Source organism: Sphaerisporangium album, from assembly GCF_003323745.1.
GTDB lineage: Bacteria > Actinomycetota > Actinomycetes > Streptosporangiales > Streptosporangiaceae > Sphaerisporangium > Sphaerisporangium album.
In genome coordinates this window covers 1-19,382 of the sequence record NZ_QOIL01000036.1, presented here as the reverse complement: position 1 = coordinate 19,382, position 19,382 = coordinate 1, and the positions used below count along the sequence as shown (strand labels likewise).

General features: G+C 72.3%; 17 protein-coding genes. 12 read left to right on the top strand and 5 right to left on the bottom strand.

Going from position 1 to position 19,382, the window contains the following annotated elements:
• Positions 1-363: 363 nt before the first annotated feature.
• From DQ384_RS38810 to ligD, 4 genes are all read right to left on the bottom strand, one after another.
• Positions 364-594 (bottom strand): DUF3107 domain-containing protein, encoded by a 231-nt coding sequence (locus DQ384_RS38810; protein WP_114033884.1) that lies wholly within the window; start codon positions 592-594, stop codon positions 364-366.
• Between the two features lie 123 nt (positions 595-717).
• Complete coding sequence (locus DQ384_RS38805) at positions 718-1,338, bottom strand: TetR/AcrR family transcriptional regulator (RefSeq protein ID WP_114033883.1); 621 nt, start codon at positions 1,336-1,338, stop codon at positions 718-720.
• A 159-nt stretch (positions 1,339-1,497) separates the two neighbouring features.
• Positions 1,498-1,731, bottom strand: coding sequence for a hypothetical protein (locus DQ384_RS38800; protein ID WP_245967081.1), 234 nt, complete (start codon positions 1,729-1,731; stop codon positions 1,498-1,500).
• Between the two features lie 62 nt (positions 1,732-1,793).
• Positions 1,794-2,699 carry a non-homologous end-joining DNA ligase gene (ligD, locus tag DQ384_RS38795; RefSeq protein WP_114033882.1) on the bottom strand — a complete coding sequence of 302 codons (906 nt, stop codon included), beginning with the start codon at positions 2,697-2,699 and terminating at the stop codon, positions 1,794-1,796.
• 226 nt (positions 2,700-2,925) lie between these two features.
• On the opposite strand from ligD, the gene ku reads away from it, so the two are divergent.
• From ku to DQ384_RS38735, 12 genes are all read left to right on the top strand, one after another.
• Entirely contained in the window at positions 2,926-3,837 is a 912-nt protein-coding gene (gene ku, locus DQ384_RS38790) for a non-homologous end joining protein Ku (RefSeq protein ID WP_114033881.1), read from the top strand.
• 303 nt (positions 3,838-4,140) lie between these two features.
• A complete protein-coding gene (locus tag DQ384_RS40730) occupies positions 4,141-4,710 on the top strand; it encodes a hypothetical protein (RefSeq protein ID WP_147269073.1) in 570 nt (189 codons plus the stop codon).
• A 271-nt stretch (positions 4,711-4,981) separates the two neighbouring features.
• Positions 4,982-5,974, top strand: coding sequence for an alpha/beta fold hydrolase (locus DQ384_RS38780; protein ID WP_245967080.1), 993 nt, complete (start codon positions 4,982-4,984; stop codon positions 5,972-5,974).
• Between the two features lie 157 nt (positions 5,975-6,131).
• Positions 6,132-7,310, top strand: coding sequence for an adenylyltransferase/sulfurtransferase MoeZ (gene moeZ / locus DQ384_RS38775; protein ID WP_114033878.1), 1,179 nt, complete (start codon positions 6,132-6,134; stop codon positions 7,308-7,310).
• 262 nt (positions 7,311-7,572) lie between these two features.
• Positions 7,573-8,352 carry a hypothetical protein gene (locus DQ384_RS38770; protein ID WP_245967079.1) on the top strand — a complete coding sequence of 260 codons (780 nt, stop codon included), beginning with the start codon at positions 7,573-7,575 and terminating at the stop codon, positions 8,350-8,352.
• Positions 8,346-9,692, top strand: a complete 1,347-nt coding sequence (locus DQ384_RS38765) for a S8 family peptidase (RefSeq protein WP_245967078.1) — start codon at positions 8,346-8,348, stop codon at positions 9,690-9,692. Before DQ384_RS38770 ends, DQ384_RS38765 begins: the two co-directional genes overlap by 7 nt.
• Positions 9,693-10,145: 453 nt before the next feature.
• Complete coding sequence (locus DQ384_RS38760; protein ID WP_114033876.1) at positions 10,146-10,931, top strand: hypothetical protein; 786 nt, start codon at positions 10,146-10,148, stop codon at positions 10,929-10,931.
• Positions 10,932-10,936: 5 nt separating this feature from the next.
• Positions 10,937-12,145, top strand: coding sequence for a S8 family serine peptidase (locus tag DQ384_RS38755; RefSeq protein ID WP_245967086.1), 1,209 nt, complete (start codon positions 10,937-10,939; stop codon positions 12,143-12,145).
• Between the two features lie 136 nt (positions 12,146-12,281).
• On the top strand, positions 12,282-12,644 hold the full coding sequence (locus DQ384_RS38750; protein WP_245967077.1) for a hypothetical protein: 363 nt from the start codon (positions 12,282-12,284) through the stop codon (positions 12,642-12,644).
• A gap of 52 nt (positions 12,645-12,696) precedes the next feature.
• Complete coding sequence (locus DQ384_RS38745; protein WP_114033873.1) at positions 12,697-12,999, top strand: MGMT family protein; 303 nt, start codon at positions 12,697-12,699, stop codon at positions 12,997-12,999.
• Between the two features lie 71 nt (positions 13,000-13,070).
• On the top strand, positions 13,071-16,049 hold the full coding sequence (locus tag DQ384_RS38740) for a CDP-glycerol glycerophosphotransferase family protein (RefSeq protein WP_114033872.1): 2,979 nt from the start codon (positions 13,071-13,073) through the stop codon (positions 16,047-16,049).
• A 177-nt stretch (positions 16,050-16,226) separates the two neighbouring features.
• On the top strand, positions 16,227-19,067 hold the full coding sequence (locus DQ384_RS38735; protein WP_114033871.1) for an AAA family ATPase: 2,841 nt from the start codon (positions 16,227-16,229) through the stop codon (positions 19,065-19,067).
• A gap of 124 nt (positions 19,068-19,191) precedes the next feature.
• Here DQ384_RS38735 and DQ384_RS38730 read toward each other — a convergent pair.
• Positions 19,192-19,382, bottom strand: a 191-nt coding sequence (locus DQ384_RS38730; protein WP_181871671.1) for a proprotein convertase P-domain-containing protein, incomplete at its 5' end; no start/stop codon positions are given.

The window sequence follows — 19,382 nt, the reverse complement described above, 5'->3', positions numbered from 1 at the left end:
TTCGGACTTCTGGCCAATTCGGTCCCGTGATCGAGGGGCGCGAACGCCCTCGGCGGTTGTACCGTTCGAGACATGAGGGCCTCGCGCCGCTACGGCAGTTCCTTGATGAGATGTGGACCGAATCGCTGGACCTCGCGGCCCGTGTTGAGAAGAGGAGGCGCGGACTGCCCGGCCTTCGGTCACAAACGGGACGAAGTCCGGAGGTCACGCCGCCCCTGCGGCTGCTCACTCCCCTCGCGCGAGGAATGCGCGGGAGTCTAGGGTCCGCACCGCGAGAGATCTGATGTCCGGCGAAACGATGCCTCGCATCGCGCGGACCCGGGCGCTTTGGGAGGCCGCCAGGAGCCCCCCAAAGCGCCGGGCTCAGAGCGTGCCGCCGAAGCCGACGGGACGCGACTCGTCCTCGCCGATCTCGACGAAGCCGAGCGCGGAGACCGGCACGACCACGCGCCGCCCCTTGACGTCGGTGATGGAGAAGACGCCACGATCCGCCGCCAGCGAGTTCCGCAGCTCCTGCTCCACCTCTTCGGTGGACAGGTCGGTCTCGACGATGATCTCCCTGTGCACGGAGCGTACGCCGATCTTGACTTCCATCGGACTCCCTTTCGACGACCAGATGTGCTGGTCCCATCGTGGCCCTTCGCGGGCCGCGTGGCGCCGGCTGATCGCGGCAAGCGAACAATCCGGGCGCCTTCGGGAGGCTAGGCCTTCGGGAGGCTAGGAAGTCCGGGGGAAGCCGCCGATGCCGCGCCAGGCGAGCCGGGCCATCAGCTGGGTCGCGACGTCCTTGGGGATGGTGCCGTGGCTGGCGAGCCAGTACCTGGCACTGACCTCGGCCATGCCGACCAGGCCGACGCCGAGCAGGTGGGCCTCGTCGCTGGAGCAGCCGGTGTCCTCCTGGATCACCTGGCTGATCATCTCGGCGCTCTCGCGCAGGGAGCGCTCGACGCGCTGGCGCACGGGCGCGACGTTGCGCAGGTCGGACTCGAAGACCAGGCGGAAGGCCTCGCCCTGGCTGGAGACGAAGTCGAAGAACGCGCCGATGGCCGCCTGGACGCGCTGCTTGTTGTCGGTCGTCGAGGCGAGAGCCTCGCGGCAGCGGTTGGCCATGTCGTCGACGTGCACGTCCAGCAGCGCGAGGTACAGCTCCAGCTTCCCCGGGAAGTGCTGGTAGAGCACCGGCTTGCTCACACCGGCCCGCTCGGCGATCTCGTCCATCGCGGCCGCGTGGTAGCCGTTCTCCACGAAGACCTCCTGCGCCGCGTTGAGCAACTGACGGCGGCGGGCCAGCCGGGGCAGGCGGGTGCCCCGGGGCTTGGCGTCCGGGGTAGCGGTCACGGGATTCTCCTTGGACGGTCTCGCCGTCGCGCGGTCGTCGAGCGCGCTCCGGTCGGTGCTGAACGGATCAACGCCGGATCTCCGCCGGTCAGGCGCCTGCCTGCCCCTCGCCCCCAGGATCCGGTCCGGGGTTCACATCCTACGCGCGGGTAATCCGGGTCAGCGATATTCGTCGTCACCCAGATCGACCGTCCGCCACTGGTCGGCGGCGTCGGCGGGATCGGCGTCGTAGGGAACCTCCAGCGTCCATTCCTGCCGCTCACCGCCGATGATCCGGTGCTGTTCCACGGCGTCGGCCTCGGGGACCTCCGTGTCGAGCTCGTCCGCGACGTCGTCGAGGGGCTCCAGCTCGTCCAGCGGGACCTCGTTCCCGTGCACATCCATCTCCGACATGTGCGGCACCCTCCGTCGACGGCGAGCCTGGCTCGCCCGCTCCATACCCCGATGCGTCCAGCCTAAGGCCCCTCTTCGCCCCCGCAGCGCTCCGGCGTCGCCATCAGATCGCCGAACCGCTCGACGCGCGCCAGCACGTCCCCGGCGGTGAACACCAGCTCCTCCGGGCGGGCGTTCCCGACCTCCTCCCAGGTCAGCGGGGTCGAGACGGTGGGCGTCGGGTTGGCGCGCAGCGAGTAGGGCGCGATCGTCGTCTTGGCGGGGTTGTTCTGGCTCCAGTCGATGAACACCTTGCCGGGGCGCAGCTTCTTGGCCATCTGGCTGACGATCTCGCCGGGGCGCTCCTTCTCCAGCCGCTGGGCGAGCGCCTTGGCGTAGCCGGAGGGGCTCTCGCTGCGGCCGGCCCACGGAACGTACACCTGCATGCCCTTGTTGCCGCTGGTCTTGGGGCATCCCTCCAGGCCGTCCTCGCGCAGCGCCTCGCGCAGCCGCAGCGCCACCCGGCAACACTCGGCGATCGTCGCCGGCGGGCCCGGGTCGAGGTCGAAGACCATGAGGTCGGGGTCCAGCGGCCGCCCCTGGTCGTCCACCCGCCACATCGGCGTGTGGAACTCCAGGGCGGCAAGGCCGGCGAAGTAGACCAGCGTGGGCAGGTCGTCGACGATCGCGTAGTCGATGGTGTCGCGCCCCTTGGTGCTGCCCGGCGCGGGCAGGCGGACCGTCCGCACCCAGGAGGGAGTGTGCGGGGGACGGTTCTTCTCGAAGAAGAACGGCCCGTCCACGCCCTCGGGGTAGCGCTTGACGGTGAGCGGCCGTCCCTGGATGTGCGGCAGCATGTACGGCGCGACGCGGGTGTAGTAGTCGATCACCTCGGCCTTGGTGAACCCGGCCCGCGGGTACAGCACCTTGCCGAGGTTGGTCAGCGCCAGCTCCCGGTGGTCGACCCTGACCCGGACCTTGTCCGCCACGCCATCACTTCTTCCCTGTGTTCCGGGAGCCTCCCCGGGGCAGGTCTCCGCCCGGAGTTTCTTCCGCCGTGCGGACGTCCTCTGTCGTGCCCGTCACGGGTCTATCAGCGGTGGCTTGACCGGATACGGCAATCCACACTGGGTATCTGCCCATTTAGATACTGCTTTGCGCCCTTGCCACTACCGAACATGCGTTCGATAGTGGTAGCAGAGGTGAGGAGAGGCCATGCGTAGCATCTGGAAGGGTGCCATCTCGTTCGGGCTCGTCACGATCCCGGTGAAGCTCTATTCCGCCACCGAGCAGAAGGATGTGACGTTCCACCAGGTGCACCGCGAGGACGCCGGCCGCATCAAGTACAAGCGGGTGTGCTCCATCGACGGCCAGGAAGTGCCTTACTCGGAGATCGCCAAGGGGTACGAGCTGCCCGGCGGCGAGGTGGTCGTGCTGACGGACGAGGACTTCGCCCAGCTGCCCCTGAGCACCTCGCGGCGGATCGACGTCCTTCAGTTCACCCCGGCCGACCAGATCGACCCGATCCTGTTCAACAAATCGTACTACCTGGAGCCCGAGAACACGGGCGTGAAGCCGTACATCCTGCTGCGCGAGGCGCTGGAGCGCACCGGGCAGGTGGCCATCGTGAAGGTCGCGCTGCGGCAGCGCGAGTCGCTGGCGACGCTGCGCATCCGCGACGGCGTGTTCGTGCTGGAGACCATGCTGTGGCCGGACGAGGTGCGCGAGCCGGGGTTCGACTTCAAGGACGAGGACATCGAGGTGCGGCCGCAGGAGCTGCGGATGGCCGAATCGCTGATCGAGACCATGGCGGGGGAGTTCGACCCCACTCAGTACCACGACACTTACCGCGAGGCGCTCCAGCAGGTCATCGAGGCCAAGATCGCGGGTCAGGAACTGGCCCGGCCGGAGGCGCCGGAGCAGGCGGGGCCCGCGGTCGACCTGATGGCGGCGCTGCGCGCCAGCGTGGACGCGGCCAAGCGGGAACGCGAGGGCGGACGCGAAGAGGCCCCGGCGCCGAGGAGGAAGGCGGCGAAGGCCGCCGGCGGCGAGGAGGCCCGCGCGGACGAGAAGGCGGAGAAGGGGGAGAAGAAACCGGCCAAGCGCCGTCCCCGCAAGACCGCGTGACCGCCGGGCCGTCTCGGGCCTAGAGCGGAAATGCCGGGAATGGCGGCGCGATGGGCATTGGAGGGTTCGGCGAATGGTATGGGCTTGGCGATGAGGGTTTATTTTTCGGCAAGCGCGGAGAAGCGGCCTGGACGGGAATTCGCCTGGGACATTGAGGGTGGGCATTAAGGATGCCCCGGAGCGGAATTCGCTCCGGGGCATCCCGTGTCGGGCTAGGCGGTCGTGGTCACCGGACCGGATGCCGTCCGGTCGTACCGCCTAGATTCGGTATGGACTTGACGTGGATCAGCGCTCGTCGTTCCCGTGGTGGCGGTGGTGCTTCTTGCCGTGGAAGTGGTGGTGATGCTCCGGCCTGAAGTGACGGTGGCGGTCGTCGCGCCAGAAGTTGTGGTGCCCGCCGCCGTGGTGGTGGTGGCCGATGATCGCACGGTAGAAGCGCGCCTCGACGATCTTGAAGAAGCAGTTGCGGTGGCCGCCTCCGTGGCTGTGGTGGTGACGGTGATGACGGGCGTGGTGGTGGCCCTTGCCGCCCCAGCCGCCGTCGTCGCCGAAGTCGCCGCCGAAGTCGCCGTGGTGACCGTGGTGGCCCCCGTGGTGGCCCCCGTGGTGGTGGCAGTGGCCGCCTTCGTGGCCGCCTCCTCCGAAGCCTCCGAAGCCCCCTCCATCGAAGCCGTCGAAGGTGCCGATCGCGGCGGACGCGTTGGCGCTCGTGGCCGTCATGGCACCGAGGCCGACGAGACCACCGGTGAGTGCCGCCGTAACGGTCAGCATGGCGGCGTATTTCTTGACGTCGGGCATTGCGTTTTCCCCCTTGACGCATCGGGTTGCCCAGCGGATGCATTTAGCGGCTTTTCTCCGCTGAATGCCGGGTGACTCTGAGTAAGTCTTCCCAGTTGTGTTGTTTTCCGAGGCACGCATACGACAAACGGGGATCGCTGCCTTTTGGCATCTACTTAACCTGCCCTTATGTCTTTCAGCTCAATATTTCCTGATTTGTCCGATATTTCCCGTGATCTTGTGTGGTCTCCGGACTCGTAAGGAGCCCCCGAGCCCGGCGTGGACGGCCGCGCCAGGTGTACGCCGCCGGGTTATGGTCAGAACGGAGGGTGAACGGGAGGGGAGAGGGACGGTGGAGGTAGAGACGGTGGAACCGATTCCGCACTGGCCGGGGGAACTCGTCGACCTGGGCGGGCTGACCGTCCACGTCCGGTCCACGCCCGAGCCGAAGACGGCCGCGCCGGCCGAGACCGCCGTGTTCGTGCACGGCCTGGCCGGGTCCGCGACCAACTGGACCGACCTGATGGGGGAACTGCGCGACGACGTCCGGGGGTACGCCCTCGACCTCCCGGGAGCGGGCTTCTCGCCCGAGCACCCCGAGGGCGACTATTCGCTGGCCGCGCACGCCGACGCCGTCATCGCCTTCGTCGAGCACCTGGGCGGCGGCCCCGTCCACCTGCTCGGCAACTCGCTCGGCGGCGCCGTGTCCGTCCGGGTCGCCGCCACGCGCCCCGACCTCGTCCGCACGCTGACGCTCATCTCGCCCGCCATGCCGGACCTCCTTCCCCGGTACGGCCCCGCGCGCGTCGTGCTGTCCGCGACCCCGGGCCTCGGCCAGTGGGCCCTCAGCCGGCTGCGCGGGCTTCCCGCCGAGCGCCGCATCCGCGCCACCATGGCCATGTGCTTCGCCGACACCGGCCGGGTGCACCCCCTGCGCCTGGAGGACGCCGTCCTCGAACAGCGCCGCCGCGACGAGCTGCCATGGGCGGGCCCGGCGCTCATCTACTCGGCGCGCGCCCTGGTCAACGAGTACTTCCGGCGCGGTGAGGAGAACCTGTGGCGGCTGGCCGCCCAGGTGACCGCGCCCACCCTGGTCGTCCACGGGCGGCACGACCGCCTCGTCCACCCGCGCATGGCCGCGCGGGCCGGGCGCGTGTTCCCCGACGTCCGGCTGGTGCTGCTGCACGACGCCGGGCACGTCGCCCAGATGGAGTACCCCTCGCTCGTCGCCCTCCACGTCCGCGCCCTGCTGCGGGAGGCCGCGACGGTCGCCACGGACGTCCCGGCGCGGGCGCCGGCGGCCCGGCGGATGCCTTTGATGCCCAGAGCGCTCAAAGCACACAAGACTGCAAGTACGTGAACAACGCGAAGAACACCAGGGAAAGGGCGCGCGTCGGGTAAGATCACCGATTCGGGAATGCGGGGGCGACCGGGTTAGGTTGTGACAGACGGCGGGACGCGTAGCCTGACGGCAAGCCGCCATTTGGGAAGATCCCCCGAAACGGGAGCGTAGAACTGTGTCGTTGCCACCGCTGGTAGAGCCGGCCGACGATCTGACCGTTGACGAGGTGCGCCGCTACTCTCGCCACCTGATCATCCCCGACGTGGGGATGGCCGGGCAGAAGCGGCTCAAGAACGCCAAGGTGCTCTGTGTGGGCGCGGGCGGCCTCGGCTCCCCGGCCCTGATGTACCTCGCCGCCGCCGGAGTCGGCACGCTCGGCGTCGTCGACTTCGACGTCGTGGACGAGTCGAACCTCCAACGGCAGATCATCCACGGGCAGTCCGACGTCGGCCGTCTGAAGGCCGAGAGCGCCGCCGCGAGCGTGCGCGAGATCAACCCTTACGTGAACGTCGTGATCCACAACGTGGCCCTCACGACCGACAACGTGATGGACATCTTCGCCTCCTACGACCTGATCGTGGACGGCACCGACAACTTCGCCACGCGCTACATGGTGAACGACGCGGCGGTCCTGCTCGGCAAGCCGTACATCTGGGGCTCGATCTACCGCTTCGACGGCCAGGCCAGCGTGTTCTGGGCCGAGCACGGCCCCTGCTACCGCTGCCTGTACCCCGAGCCCCCGCCTCCCGGCATGGTGCCCTCCTGCGCCGAGGGCGGCGTCCTCGGCGTGCTGTGCGCGTCCATCGGCTCGATCCAGGTGAACGAGGCGATCAAGGTGCTGACCGGCATCGGCGAGCCGCTGGTCGGGCGCCTGATGATCTACGACGCGCTGGAGATGAAGTACCGCGACGTCAAGGTCCGCAAGGACCCGGAGTGCCCGCTCTGCGGCAAGAACCCCACGATCACCGAGCTGATCGACTACGAGGCGTTCTGCGGCACCATCTCGGACGAGGCCCAGCAGGCGGCCACGGGCTCCACGATCACCGCCCAGGAGCTCAAGGACATGCAGGACCGCGGGGACGACATCTTCCTCGTGGACGTCCGCGAGCAGAACGAGTACGAGATCGTCAACATCCCGGGCGCCGTGCTGATCCCCAAGGGCGAGTTCCTGCGCGGCGTCGCCCTGGAGCGGCTGCCGCACGACAAGAAGATCGTCCTGCACTGCAAGTCCGGCGCCCGCTCGGCGGAGGCGCTGGCGGTCGTGAAGAACGCCGGCTTCACCGACGCCGTCCACGTAGGCGGCGGCGTCCTGAGCTGGGTCAAGACCGTCGACCCCTCCCTGCCGACCTACTGACGCCCGATCGCACCCACGGCCCGCCCGTCCCAGGACGAGCGGGCCGTCGCATTTCCGCCCTGATGCCCGGACACCCTGCCCGACCCTGTCCATTTAGTAAGCAAACCGTCACCTTGCGGCCCAGGAAGTCCCCTCCATCCGGTCTATCCGTATGAACCCCGGCCCCCTCACCACCCACCGCGTTAAGGTCGAGCGCACGAGGTGCCCGAACGGCGCCCACACCGCGTGAGGGCGCGCCGGTGCTCTGGAGGAGGGAGGAAGGGTGAGAAACGAGCCCTTCCGAGTGGCGACGGAAGAGCACCGGATCGAGGGCGCGCTCGCGCCGCGCGACCGGAGGTCGCGCGGTAGGTACAGCGCTGTGGGCTTGGGGGCGCTGATCTGTGCCGTTGTCGCCGGCATCGCCGGTGGGGCGGCGGGGGCCGAGCTCACCCGGGGGCCTAACGCCGCGGAGGTCCAGCAGGCGTCCAACGAGGAGATGGCGCGCCGCTGGCGGTCCTGGCCCGCGGGCAAGGTGTTCCCGCCGCTGCTGCCGTACGTCGCCGAGCAGGGCGGCGAGGAGAACGCCCGCAGGGTGGGCATCTCCTCGCGCACCGACTGCTCGGCGGCCGTGGACGCCGCGCTGAGGGCGGCGCTGAAGGCGGCCCGGTGCCGGGCGGTGCTGCGGGCGACGTACCTGGACGCGCTCCAGGGCGTGGTGGTGACGATCGGCGTCGCGGCCTTCCCCGACCAGGCGTCCGCGCTGACGGCCCGGGCGGCGTTCCCGCCCGGGGGAACGCCGTCCCCGGGGCTGCGGGCGCTGGCGTTCCCGCGGACCGTCGCCGACCGTTTCACGGCCGCGGCCCGGCAGACGTCCTCGGTGGCGCAGGCGGGGCCATACCTGGTGATCGCGACGGCGGGTCAGGTGGACGGCAGGCCGGCGCGCTCGGTCGGCCGCCAGCGGTCGACGATCTTCTCCTTCACCGCCGACCTGGAGGAGCGGATCGTCCGGACGCTCGCCACGCCGGCGCGTCCCGACTGCGCGGGCAAGGACTGGCAGTGCTGACCCGACCCCCCTCCGGCATGCCGGATATTTCACCATTTGCACCCGCAAAAGCCGCAGCACCCACTCCCGCGCTCCGACGCCGCGCGGCCCGTCCCACCCTCCTGGCGACCCTGCTCGCCCTGACCCTCGTGGCCCTCGTCACGACGCCTCCGGCGCGCGCCGACCAGGTGCGCGGCAGCCAGAGCCAGGTCCTGCGCACGCTCGACGTCGACGCCGCGTGGCGGATCACGCGCGGCGCCGGGGCGAAGGTCGCGGTCCTCGACTCCGGCGTGGATCCCCGCCACCACGACCTCGCCGGTTCGGTCGTCACGGGCCCCGACTTCACCACCGGCGCCAACCCGCGCGGCGTCCCGCCCCGCCGCCTGCACGGCACCTACATGGCGTCGCTGATCGCCGGGCACGGCCACGGGCCGGGCGGGGCGGACGGGGTGATCGGCGTGGCGCCGGAGGCCAAGGTGCTGTCGGTGCGGGTGATCCTGGAGGACGACGAGCCGGGGTTCCGGGACTTCAACTCCGAGCCGAAGTTCGAGAACGTCGTCGCGCGCGGCATCCGTTACGCCGTGGACCGGGGGGCGGACGTGATCAACCTGTCCATCTCCAAGGACCAGCCCACGCGCCAGGAACGCGCGGCGATCCGCTACGCCGTGTCGAAGGGCGTCGTGCTGGTGGCGGCGGCGGGCAACGAGGGCGCGGGCCGCAAGACCGGGCCGTACTCCTACCCGGCGTCGCTGCCCGGGGTGATCTCGGTCGCGGCGGCCGACCGGGGCCTGCGCAAGGCGTCGTTCTCCAACCGCAACTCGCTGGTGCTCGTGGCCGCGCCGGGGGTGGACATCTACGGAGCCGGTCCGGGCGACCAGTACTGGGTGGGCAGGGGGACCTCGCAGGCCACGGCGCTGGTCTCCGGGGTGGCCGCACTGATAAAGGCGAAATATCCGCGCATGTCCCCGGCCCTGGTGGCCCAGGCGCTCACCACCGGCGCCACCCGCCGTCCCTCGCGCGGCTACGACCCCGGCATGGGCTTCGGCGTCGTCAACGCCGCACGCGCGCTGGCCGAGGCCGCCCGGCTCTCCCACCACCGCCTCGCCGCCACGGGCGCCGGCGTCCAGGACCCCGCCCTGCCGATGGCCTCGGGCGCGAAGGCCGCCCTCGCCCCCGTGCGGGTCGTGCGCAGGGACCCGCACCTGATCACGATGTACGGGACGATCGCGCTGGCCGCGGGCCTTCTCGCGTGCGGCGGACTCGCCGCCATGATCGTGATGGTCCGCCGGGCCAGGCGCCGCCGCGCGCACGAGGAAGCGGACCTCTGGACGGCCCGCCAGTGGGAGCGTGCCCCGACGTGACCCCAGGCCGGACGTGGCCCGAGCCCCACACGCCCCCGGCCGCCCTGGCATGATCCACGGCCCCACGAGACCCGTCGCCCCGACGTCACCCCGGCTCCCCGGCCTGCCCCTGCCGCCGGAAAGTCCGCGCACATGACGGAAAACCCACCGATCCCGGAATGGGACACGCCGTGGAGGGAAGAGGGGCGGGAAGGCGTTCACGTGGGACGAAAGGCATCCGGCCCCGGATCCGCATCACGATGAGGGGGCGACGCCGACGGAACACGAGGGGTGGCGAGGGCGCGTGCGGAACGCCGGAAGCGGACACCGACGTAGCATCGTAGTATGTCGCCTGAAGAGCCACGGGCGCGGCCGGCGCCCTGGCCCGCGCGTGGCAGAGGCACGTCCTTCAGAGGCCGGCTCCCTTCAGGCGGCGCCTCGCACGGGGCGGCCCCCGGGACGTCGCGGCCGTGGATGGGCTCACGGGCACGGGCCGCGGGGCTGCGTGAGTTCCAGGAGCGCGTGGCGCTCGAACGCGGGGTCCGTTTTCGATCCCTCTTCCTGCTGATCATGGGGATTCTCCTCGCCGTCGCGGCCACCGACGTGCTGCTCGGCGTCGTGGGCGCGCTGCGGGAGACGCGGTCCCGGCCGCTGACGGTGGCCGAGCGGGCCCGGTACGTCGAGCAGGACGTGGCCCGGCGCTGGTACGCGTGGCCGGCCGACGCCGTGTTCCCTCCGCAGATCGAGTACATCGGCCTGTCCCGGGTGCGGCAGTACGCCAAGCGGGTCGGCATCGCCCCGGAGGCGTCGTGCTCGTCGGTCGTGGACGCGCCCGTCGGCTCGGTGCTCCGGCAGTTCGGCTGCCGCACGATGCTGCGGGCGACCTACGTCGACCAGACGTCCTCGTTCGTTGTGACCGTGGGGGTCGCCGTGCTGGCCGACGAGGAGACGCGGGTGCGGACGGCGGGCCAACTGCCGGTGGACGACCGGGTGGGCGTGCGCCCCGTGGCGTTCCCCGGCACGGTGACCGAGTCGTTCGGGGCGGCGCAGCGCCAGCGCACGGGCTGGGTGGGCGCGGGCCCGTACATCATCTTCACCACCGCGGGCTACAGCGACGGGCGCACCCGCGAGGCCATCCCCCGGGGGGAGATCCCGCACAGCGAGCTGTGGCCGACCGCCCAGTCCATCGCCGGCCACATCGGCCGCGGCCTCTCGGCGCCTCCGGACATCCCGCGCTGCACCCAGGGGAACGTGTGTTGAGGCGCGTGAAGGCCGGCCGGCCGCGCCGCGCGGCGGCCGCCGTGGGGGCGTTGGTGCTCGTGGGCCTGCTGCCGGCGCCGCCGGCCGTGGCCGGGCCGTCGGTGCCGTCCGACGACGTGCGCGGCGCCCAGCGCTGGGTGCTGGACGCGCTGAACGCCGAGCAGGCCTGGCAGGTCACGCGCGGCGCGGGCGTGACCGTCGCGGTGATCGACAGCGCGGTCGACCCCAAGGTGCCCGAACTGGCGGGCAAGGTGACCGTCGGGCCCGACCTGCGCTCGGACGCCTACGACGGTGTCGTGCCCCCGGCGGGCGTGCACGGCACGGCGATGGCCTCCCTGGTCGCGGGCTCGGGCCGGGACGGCGGCCTGACGGGCCTGGCGCCGGACGCGAAGATCCTGTCGATCCCGGTGCTCACCGACGAGCCCGAGTACCGGCTGATCGAGCCGGACGACGGGCTGGGCGCCCCGGTCGAGACGCCGATCTCGCGCGCCATGCGCTACGCGACCGACAACGGCGCGCGGGTGATCAGCATGTCGCTGGGCGAGTACGTCCCGCAGCGGGCCGACCGCCAGGCGGTCGCGTACGCGCTGGAGCGCGGCGTGGTGCTCGTGGCGGCGGTGGGCAACGACGGCGACTCGGTGGCGGCGCGCAGGTACGGGACGTCGTTCTGGAGCTTTCCCGCGGGGTTCGCGGGGGTCATCGGGGTCGCCGCGGTCGACCGGCTGGGCAGGCACGCCGCCTTCAGCAGCGACAACCTGTCGGTGCTGGTGGGCGCGCCGGGGGTGGCGGTCCCGGCGGTGAAGGCGGGCGGCGGGTACGTCCTGATGGAGGGCAGCAGCGTGTCCACGGCCCTGGTCGCCGGAGTCGCCGCGCTGATAAAGGCGAAATATCCGCAACTGGGCCCCGAGCTGGTCTCCCGCGCCCTCGCGACCACCACGCGCGGCGTACCCGCGGGCCGCTACGACGACAAGATCGGCTTCGGCGTGGTCGACGCGGCGGCCGCGCTGCGCAAGGCCGGGGACCTGACGGGGTATCGTGCCGCCGTTCCCGTCCAGAGCGGCCTGCACTTCGGGAAGGGTGCGACCTCGCCCCCGCCCGTGCGCCCCGGCCCCGATCCCGTGCGGCTGTGGGTGTTCGGCGCCGGCGTGCTGCTCGGGCTCGCCGGGTTCGGCGCGGGTGTGGTGGTGCTCACGCGGCGCTCGGAGCGTCGATGATCACGTGATGGCCGCGATTCGAATGCTTTTCGGACGCCTTTCGGCGGCAGTTCGGATGCGGTCATACCGATCCCGCGCGATCTCGTACCGATGATCGGTAAAGGTTCGCTATGGTTCCCGTCTCGTGGGATACGAGTTGCGCGTACAACGTGAATCGCCGCTCGCCTACGCCGAGCTCACGCGAGCGACGGCGTCGGCCGACGCCGGCTTGGAGCTGCGGGGAACGCCCGAGGACGCCGAGGTGATCGCCCGTCACGGCGACGCCGAGCACCGCGTCGCCATCTGGCAGGGGCGCCTCTACGGGGAGCCGACGTCCGACTGGAACGTCGCCCAGCTCGCCCGTCTGGCCGCCCTGCTCGGCGGCAGCCTGGTCGGGGAGGACGGCGAGGCCTACGTCATCCGCGACGGTATCGTCGAGCAGGTCAACGGCGCCGCGGCGTACGAGTTCGGCAAGCTGGAGGAGATCCTCTCCCGGGGCCCCGTCCAGTGGGCCGCCTGACGGTCCGCCCGCCGGGAGCGCCCGCGCCCGAGAGGAAGCCCGGAAGGAACACGTGAGCGATCCGACACCCTTCGCCGAGCGGGTGCTCGACGTCGTCGAGCGCATCCCGCCGGGCAAGGTCATGTCGTACGGCGACATCGCCGAATACCTCGAAGAGGGCGGCCCCCGGCAGGTCGGCCGGGTGATGTCCACCTGGGGCGGCGGCGTCCCGTGGTGGCGGGTCGTCCACGCCGACGGGACCGCGCCTCCCGGCCACGAGGACAAGTGCCTGGTCCTCTGGCGGGACGAGGGCACGCCGCTGCGGGGCGAGCGCGCCGACATGCGCCACGCCCGATGGCTCGGTGATCACCAGTGAGTTCTCAAGAATGCGCATTACCATTCCAGGGACGCCCTTTGCGGTAGACCTGGAAAGGCGGTGCCTCCCTGATGGCCACCGGTGCCACGCCCGCGCAGGCCGGCGACAGCGTCGACGGTGTCGACGTCGTCGCCGATCGACTGCGGGCCGCCCAGGACCTGTACGACAGGGGAGAGCCGCTCGACGCGCTGATCGCGGCCGTCAACTCCCACGGGCTCTCCCGCGCGGAGCGCCGGCGCCTGCACGCCGAGGCGCTGAACGGGCCGCTCGCCCTGCGCCTGGAGTCCGCCGCCAAGAGGGACGCCACCCGCCTGCGGCAGGCGATCGACCTGCTGCGCGACTACCTCGCCGGCGTCGACCCCGCGGTCAAGCGCGCCCTGCCCGTGGCCCGGCGTCTGGCCTACCACCTGGTCGAGAACCGCGACCCGGCGGCCCTCGCCGAGGGCGGCGAGCTGGCCGGGCTGGTGGCGGCCACCGGCGAGCCGGTCAAGCGCGTCCGCAGGGGCCTGGCCTGGTACGCCGACCTGCCCGTCGAGGCGCCCGCGTCGCTGTTCCGCCTGCGCAGGTCCGACCTGGTCCCGGTGACCGAGGTGTCGGACGTGTCCTGGCACGACGGGCGGCTCCGCGTCACCGGCCACGCCTATCTCGTCGGGCTTTCGGTGCGCAGCCGCCGCCTGAACCGCGCGACGGTGGTGCTGCGCGGCCCGCGCTGGGTGCCACCGATCACCGCCCGCACCCGCCGCGTCTACCGGCCCGAGGCGACGTACGGGGCCGCCGAGCCGGGCTGTAACTACGACTGGGCGGGGTTCGTGGCCGAGGTGCGGCCGTGGTCGCTGCGCTGGCGGGCGTCCATCCGCGCCGCCTACCACGGCGCCAAGCGGCTGCTGCGGCGCCGGCCCGCGGTGCCGGACACGACGACCTGGCGCGCCGACATCGTCATCTGGAGCCGGGGAGCCCGCGCGACGGGCGCCGTGCGCGGGCCGGTCATGGGCCGCACCGAGCGCCCTGCGGGGCTGCGCGTCCGTCCCGGCTGGTGGGTGCGCCCGGCCTGGACGTCCGACCGCGTGCTGCAGATCGTGCTCCAGCCCACCCGAGCCGAGCTGACCGGCGTCGTCCACGAGGGCGACCAGATCGAGCTCAAAGGCTTCCTGCCGGGCACCACGGCGACCAAGGGCCGGGCCCGTCTCGGCGGCCACCGCATCGCGGCCGACTTCACCCCGGCCGAGGGGGGCACGAGCTTCTCGGTGCCGCTCGCCGTCCCCGCGCTGATGAAGGAGCGCGACGCCCGCCGGCTGTGGATCGAGCCCAAGGGCGACCCGGCCGCCCCCGTGATGATGGACGACGACGCCGAGACGCGCATCGGCCTGGACCGCAGCGAGGTCACCGTCCTGCGCGACCGCCGCGACCGGGCCGTGGTGTCGGCGCACCGCGTCTGGCCGGTGATCACCTCGGCCGAGTGGGGCGAGGACGGCGCGCTCACCCTCGCGGGCACCTACCACGACCCCGATCCGGGGCCGCGCGAGCTGGTGCTGCGCCAGCGCGCGGGCCTGACCTACCGCCTCCGGCTCACCAGGTCCGGGCCGGAGTTCTCCGTGCGCGTCGCACCGGGCGAGATGCCCAGGTTCGGGACGACCGTCGCGCTGGCGTCCGGCGCCTGGAGCCTGTCGGTGGCCGGCGGCAAGGGCACCACGGCCCCGCTCCGGGTGGACCACCGCCTGCTCGACACGCTGGACGAGGGCGTCCACATCGTGGGCGACCGCGAGTACCGCCTGGTCGCGACCCGCTTCGACGTGCCCGTGCTGGTCGCGGCCGAGCACGTGCCCGACGACGAGAAGGGCGCGGTCGGCCTGTGGTCGATGCGCCGCGTCCACTACCCCGCCGAGCGCCGCCGCGAGCTGCGCGACGCCACGGTGTACGTCTCCTTCGACGGCAGGTCGTACTCCGACAGCGCGCGGGCGGTGTACGAGGAGCGGCTGCGCCGGGGCGACGACCGCGAGCACATCTGGGTGGTCAAGGACGGCGCCTTCGTCCCGCCGGACTCGGCCGCGCTCGGCCTCGGCCCGGGCATCACGCCCAGGGTGGTCCGCGAGGGCAGCCGCGAGCACTACACCGCGCTGGCCCGGTCGCGGCACATCCTCACCAACACGCTGATGCCGCAGTGGTTTCGCGCCCGCGAGGACCAGTTGTGCGTCCAGATGTGGCACGGCAGCCCGCTCAAGCGCGTGGGCGGCGACCAGCGGCACATGACCCGTGAGCCGCGGCCGCCCGCGTGGTACCGGCAGGCCGCCGAGGTCGCCAACTGGGATCTTCTGGTCACCCAGAGCCCGTGGGCGTCGCAGATCCTGCGCCGGGCGTTCGGGTACGGGGGCGAGATCCTGGAGTCGGGGTACCCGCGCAACGACGTGCTGGTTTCGTCCGACCAGGCCGAGCTGGCGGCGGCCGTGCGGCGTGACCTCGGCGTGCCCGCCGGCAAGCGGGTCGTGCTGTACGCGCCGACGTGGCGCGACCACGACCGCAGGAACAGTTCGGTGCGCCTCGACCTGGCGGAGGCCAGGCGGGTGCTCGGCCGTGATCATGTGCTGCTGGTCCGGGGGCACACGATGCAGGCGGCGCCCGCGTCCACGGGGCTGGTGGTTCCGGGGCCGGCGTCGCTGGTGCGTCCGGGGCCGATGACCCACGAGTACCCGTTCGCCATCGACGTCACGACTTATCCGGATATGGCGGACCTGTTATTGATCGCCGACGTCCTGATCACCGACTACTCCTCCGTGATCTTCGACTTCGCCGTCACCCGCCGCCCGATCATCTTCTTCGGCTACGACCTGGAGCGTTACCGCAACTCGCGCGGCCTCTACCTCGACCTGCGCACCGAGGCGCCCGGCCCCCTGCTGGCCGAGGCGGCCGACGTCATCGAGGCCGTCCGCCTGATCGACGCCCTCGCCGGCGACTACACCGACCGCTACGAGGAGTTCGTCCGCACCTACGTCCCCCGCGACGACGGCAAGGCGACCGCCCGCCTCGTCGACCACGTTTTCACGCCCGGCGCCTGACCCGTTCGGGGCGGCGGCCGAACGTGGCGCCACCCTCCGTGTCCGGATGTCTTACACCTCCGCGCCCGACTTGACGTGATCCGCAACAAGGCTGTTACAGGGAAGGGTTGACCTTCGCCGAAGGTATGGGGATAACTGTCCCGGGGAGTCCCGAAATCCCTACCCTGGGAGCTGTCGATGAGCAGCGTGCCTTCGCTCGCACTGGTCGGACGTGCTTCGGAACTACGGACAGTGATCGATGTGATAGCCCGCCCTCCGGCGGTCGTGCTGGTGGAGGGGGAGGCCGGCATAGGGAAGACCCGTCTCGTTCGCGCCGCGCTCGGCCACGTGCCCGGCGACCGGGCGGTCCTCCTCGGTTACTGCCATCAGATCCGTGAGCCGTTCCCGTACGGGCCCGTGTTCGAGGCGCTCCGGGACGTCGGCGGCCGGCTCCCCGAGCCCGGCACGCTCAACCCGGTGACCGGGGCGCTGGCCGGCTACCTGCCCGAGCTGGCGGGCGCTCTTCCCCCGGCGCCCCCGCCGCTCAACGACCCCCGGGCCGAGCGCCACCGGGTGTTCCGGGCGATCCGTGCCCTGCTGGCCGCCGTCGGACCGGCCGTGCTCGTCATCGAGGACCTGCACTGGGCCGACGACGGCACCCGCGACCTGCTGCGCTTCCTCATCGACCAGCCTCCCGCCGGGCTGGCGCTCGTGATCACCTACCGCAGGGAGGACCACGGCGCGACCCGGGCGTCCCTGGGCCGCGCCTACCGGCACCACCCGGACACCACCAGCGTGGTGGTGCCGCTGGTGCCGCTGGACGTGACCGACGTCGGCAACCTGGCCGGCGCGCTGCTGAACCGCTCGGACCTGTCCTCGGGCTTCGTCGCCCGGCTGCACGACCGCACCGCCGGCATCCCGTTCGTGGTCGAGGAGGTCGTGCGGTCCCTGCGCGACCCGGGGGAGCCGGAGGCGCTCGACCGCGCCGGGGTGCCGCTGCTGCTGCGCGAGGCGATGGCCGAGCGCATGGCGTCCCTGTCCGCGGCGGCGGTGCGCACCGTGCAGGTGGCGGCCGTGCTGCGGGTCCCCGCCGGGGAGCAACTGATCGCCGCGGCCGGGGGAGACTCGGCCGGGCTCGGCGAGGCGCTGCGGGCCGGCGTCCTGCACGAGGACTCCCGCGGCCGGTACGGCTTCCGCCACGCGCTGGCCGAGCAGGCGGTGTACGACGCCATCCCCGGGCCCGAGCGGCGCTCGGCGCACGAGCGGGTGGTGGGCGCGCTCGCCGCCATGGACTCGCCGCCGCTCGTCCAGCTCGCCTTCCACGCCCGGCAGGCCGGCGACATCGAGGCGTGGCTGCGTCACGGATCGGCCGCCGCCCACCGCGCCGCCGCGCTCGGCGACACGGCCCTGGCCATCGAGGTGGTCGAGGGCATGCTGGACGACCCGGACCTGCCCGAGCCCGAGCGCGGGCCGCTGGCTCTGAAGCTGAGCAAGTTCGCCGGAAGCGGCCTGTCTCACCAGCGGGTGGTACGGCTGCTGCGCCATGTGCTGCGCGACGACTTCCTGTCGCCCGACGCCCGCGCGGAGGCGCGGCTGCACCTGGGCCTCCTGCTGTCCAACCAGGCGGGCGACACCGTCGGCGGCCGTCCGGAGATCAAGGCCGCCGTCGAGGAGCTCACCGACCAGCCGACGCTGGCCGCGCGCGGCCTGGCCTGCCTCGCGATGCCCGCGTGGGGCACCGAGTCGCTGGCCCAGCACACGGAATGGATGGCCAGGGCCGAGAAGCTGGTCGCGAGCGCGGACAACCCCGAGGTCGCCGCGGCCGTCCTGGCCAACCGCGCCTCTTTACAGATGGCGATCGGCGCCCCGGACGCGTTCGCGGTCGCGGACACGCTGCCGATCGCCGACACGCGGATGGCGGTCCGCCGGGAGGCCGCCCGGGGGTACGCCAACCTCTACGACTCGCTGATCACGCTCGGGCTATATCCCGAGGCCGAGAAGATCGCCCGCGAGGGACGGCGCCTGGCCGCCGAGACCGGCGCGGAGTACAGCGCCTACATCGTCGACGTCTCGGCGATCCGCATGGAGTGGCTGACCGGACGCTGGGCCGGACTGCGCGAGCGCGCCATCGCGATGAGCGAGCTGGTCGCGGACACCCCGCAGATCGCGGTGGACGTCTGGCTGGTGCTGGGCATGCTCGCGCTCGCGACCGGCGAATGGGAGGAGGCCGCCCGGCACTTCCACGCCGCCGGGCTCGACGCGCCCGACAGCCGGTACGCGCCCGTCGTGGACGCCGCCGCCGGAGGGCTGATCGAGCTGCACCTGGCCAGGGGCGCGCTGGACGAGGCCGTCGCCGAGGCCGAGCGCGCGGTCGCCCGGCTGCGCCGCAAGGGCGTGTGGGTGTGGGGCGCCTACCTGGCGCCGTCCGCCGTCAACGCGCTGGCCTGGGCCGGGCGGACGGAGGAGGCGGCCGCCCTGGTCGCCGAGTACGCCGCCGGCGTCGCCGACAAGATCTCGCCGGCCGCGCACGCCGCCCTGGAGTCCGCGCGCGGCGCGCTCGCCTCCGCTGAGCGGCGTCACGCCGAGGCCGCCGCGCACTTCGCCCGCGCCCGCGAGGCGTACGCCGTCATCCCCCAGCCGTACGCGGCGGCGCGGGCGGGGGAGGGTGAGGCGCGGGCGATGCTCGCGGTCGGCGATCCCGGCGCCGCGACGGCCTTCGCCGACGTGGCGGAGCGGTACGGGGAGCTCGGCGCCACCCATGACGCCGCCCGGTGCCGCCGCGTGCTGCGGGACATCGGCGTGGAGTTCCAGCTTCCGCGCGGACGGCGCGGCAGGGCGGCCGCGCTCTCCCCGCGCGGCAAGGCCACCGCGCTGTCCCAGCGCGAGACGGAGGTCGCCCGGCTGGTCGCGCTCGGCCGTACCAACAGGGAGATCGCCGACGTGCTCTTCCTGTCGACCCGCACGGTCGAGAGCCACGTCGCGACCGTCCTGCGCAAGCTCGGCGTGCGCTCGCGCACCGAGGTCGCGCCGCCCGCCTGAACAAGCGGACCGCGCGCCGCCCGCCCCGGAAACGCGACCCCCCGGGACCGGAGGTGCCGGGTCCCGGGGGGTGTGTGCCTATGGCCTGGTTCGGGGCGCTTTGGGCAGGCGCCCCGAACGGGACTCAGAGGGTGATGCTCCAGGAGTCCAGGAAGCCGGTGTCCAGGCTGTACTGGTCGGCGACTTCGAGGGTCCAGGTTCCGGCGGCCGTCTGGCTGACGGGGACGGAGTAGTTGCGGGTGCCGAAGGAGGTGCAGGAGGTGCCGCCGCTGCTCTTGACGGTGTAGTAGGTCCCGCTCGGGCCGCGCAGGCGGA

Bases quoted from the DNA above. Each gene is read 5' to 3' on its own strand.
- DQ384_RS38810 (WP_114033884.1), bottom strand. From the start codon at position 594: ATGGAAGTCAAGATCGGCGTACGCTCCGTGCACAGGGAGATCATCGTC.
- DQ384_RS38800 (WP_245967081.1), bottom strand. From the start codon at position 1,731: ATGTCGGAGATGGATGTGCACGGGAACGAGGTCCCGCTGGACGAGCTG.
- ku (WP_114033881.1), top strand. From the start codon at position 2,926: ATGCGTAGCATCTGGAAGGGTGCCATCTCGTTCGGGCTCGTCACGATC.
- DQ384_RS38760 (WP_114033876.1), top strand. From the start codon at position 10,146: ATGGGCTCACGGGCACGGGCCGCGGGGCTGCGTGAGTTCCAGGAGCGC.
- DQ384_RS38740 (WP_114033872.1), top strand. From the start codon at position 13,071: ATGGCCACCGGTGCCACGCCCGCGCAGGCCGGCGACAGCGTCGACGGT.
- DQ384_RS38735 (WP_114033871.1), top strand. From the start codon at position 16,227: ATGAGCAGCGTGCCTTCGCTCGCACTGGTCGGACGTGCTTCGGAACTA.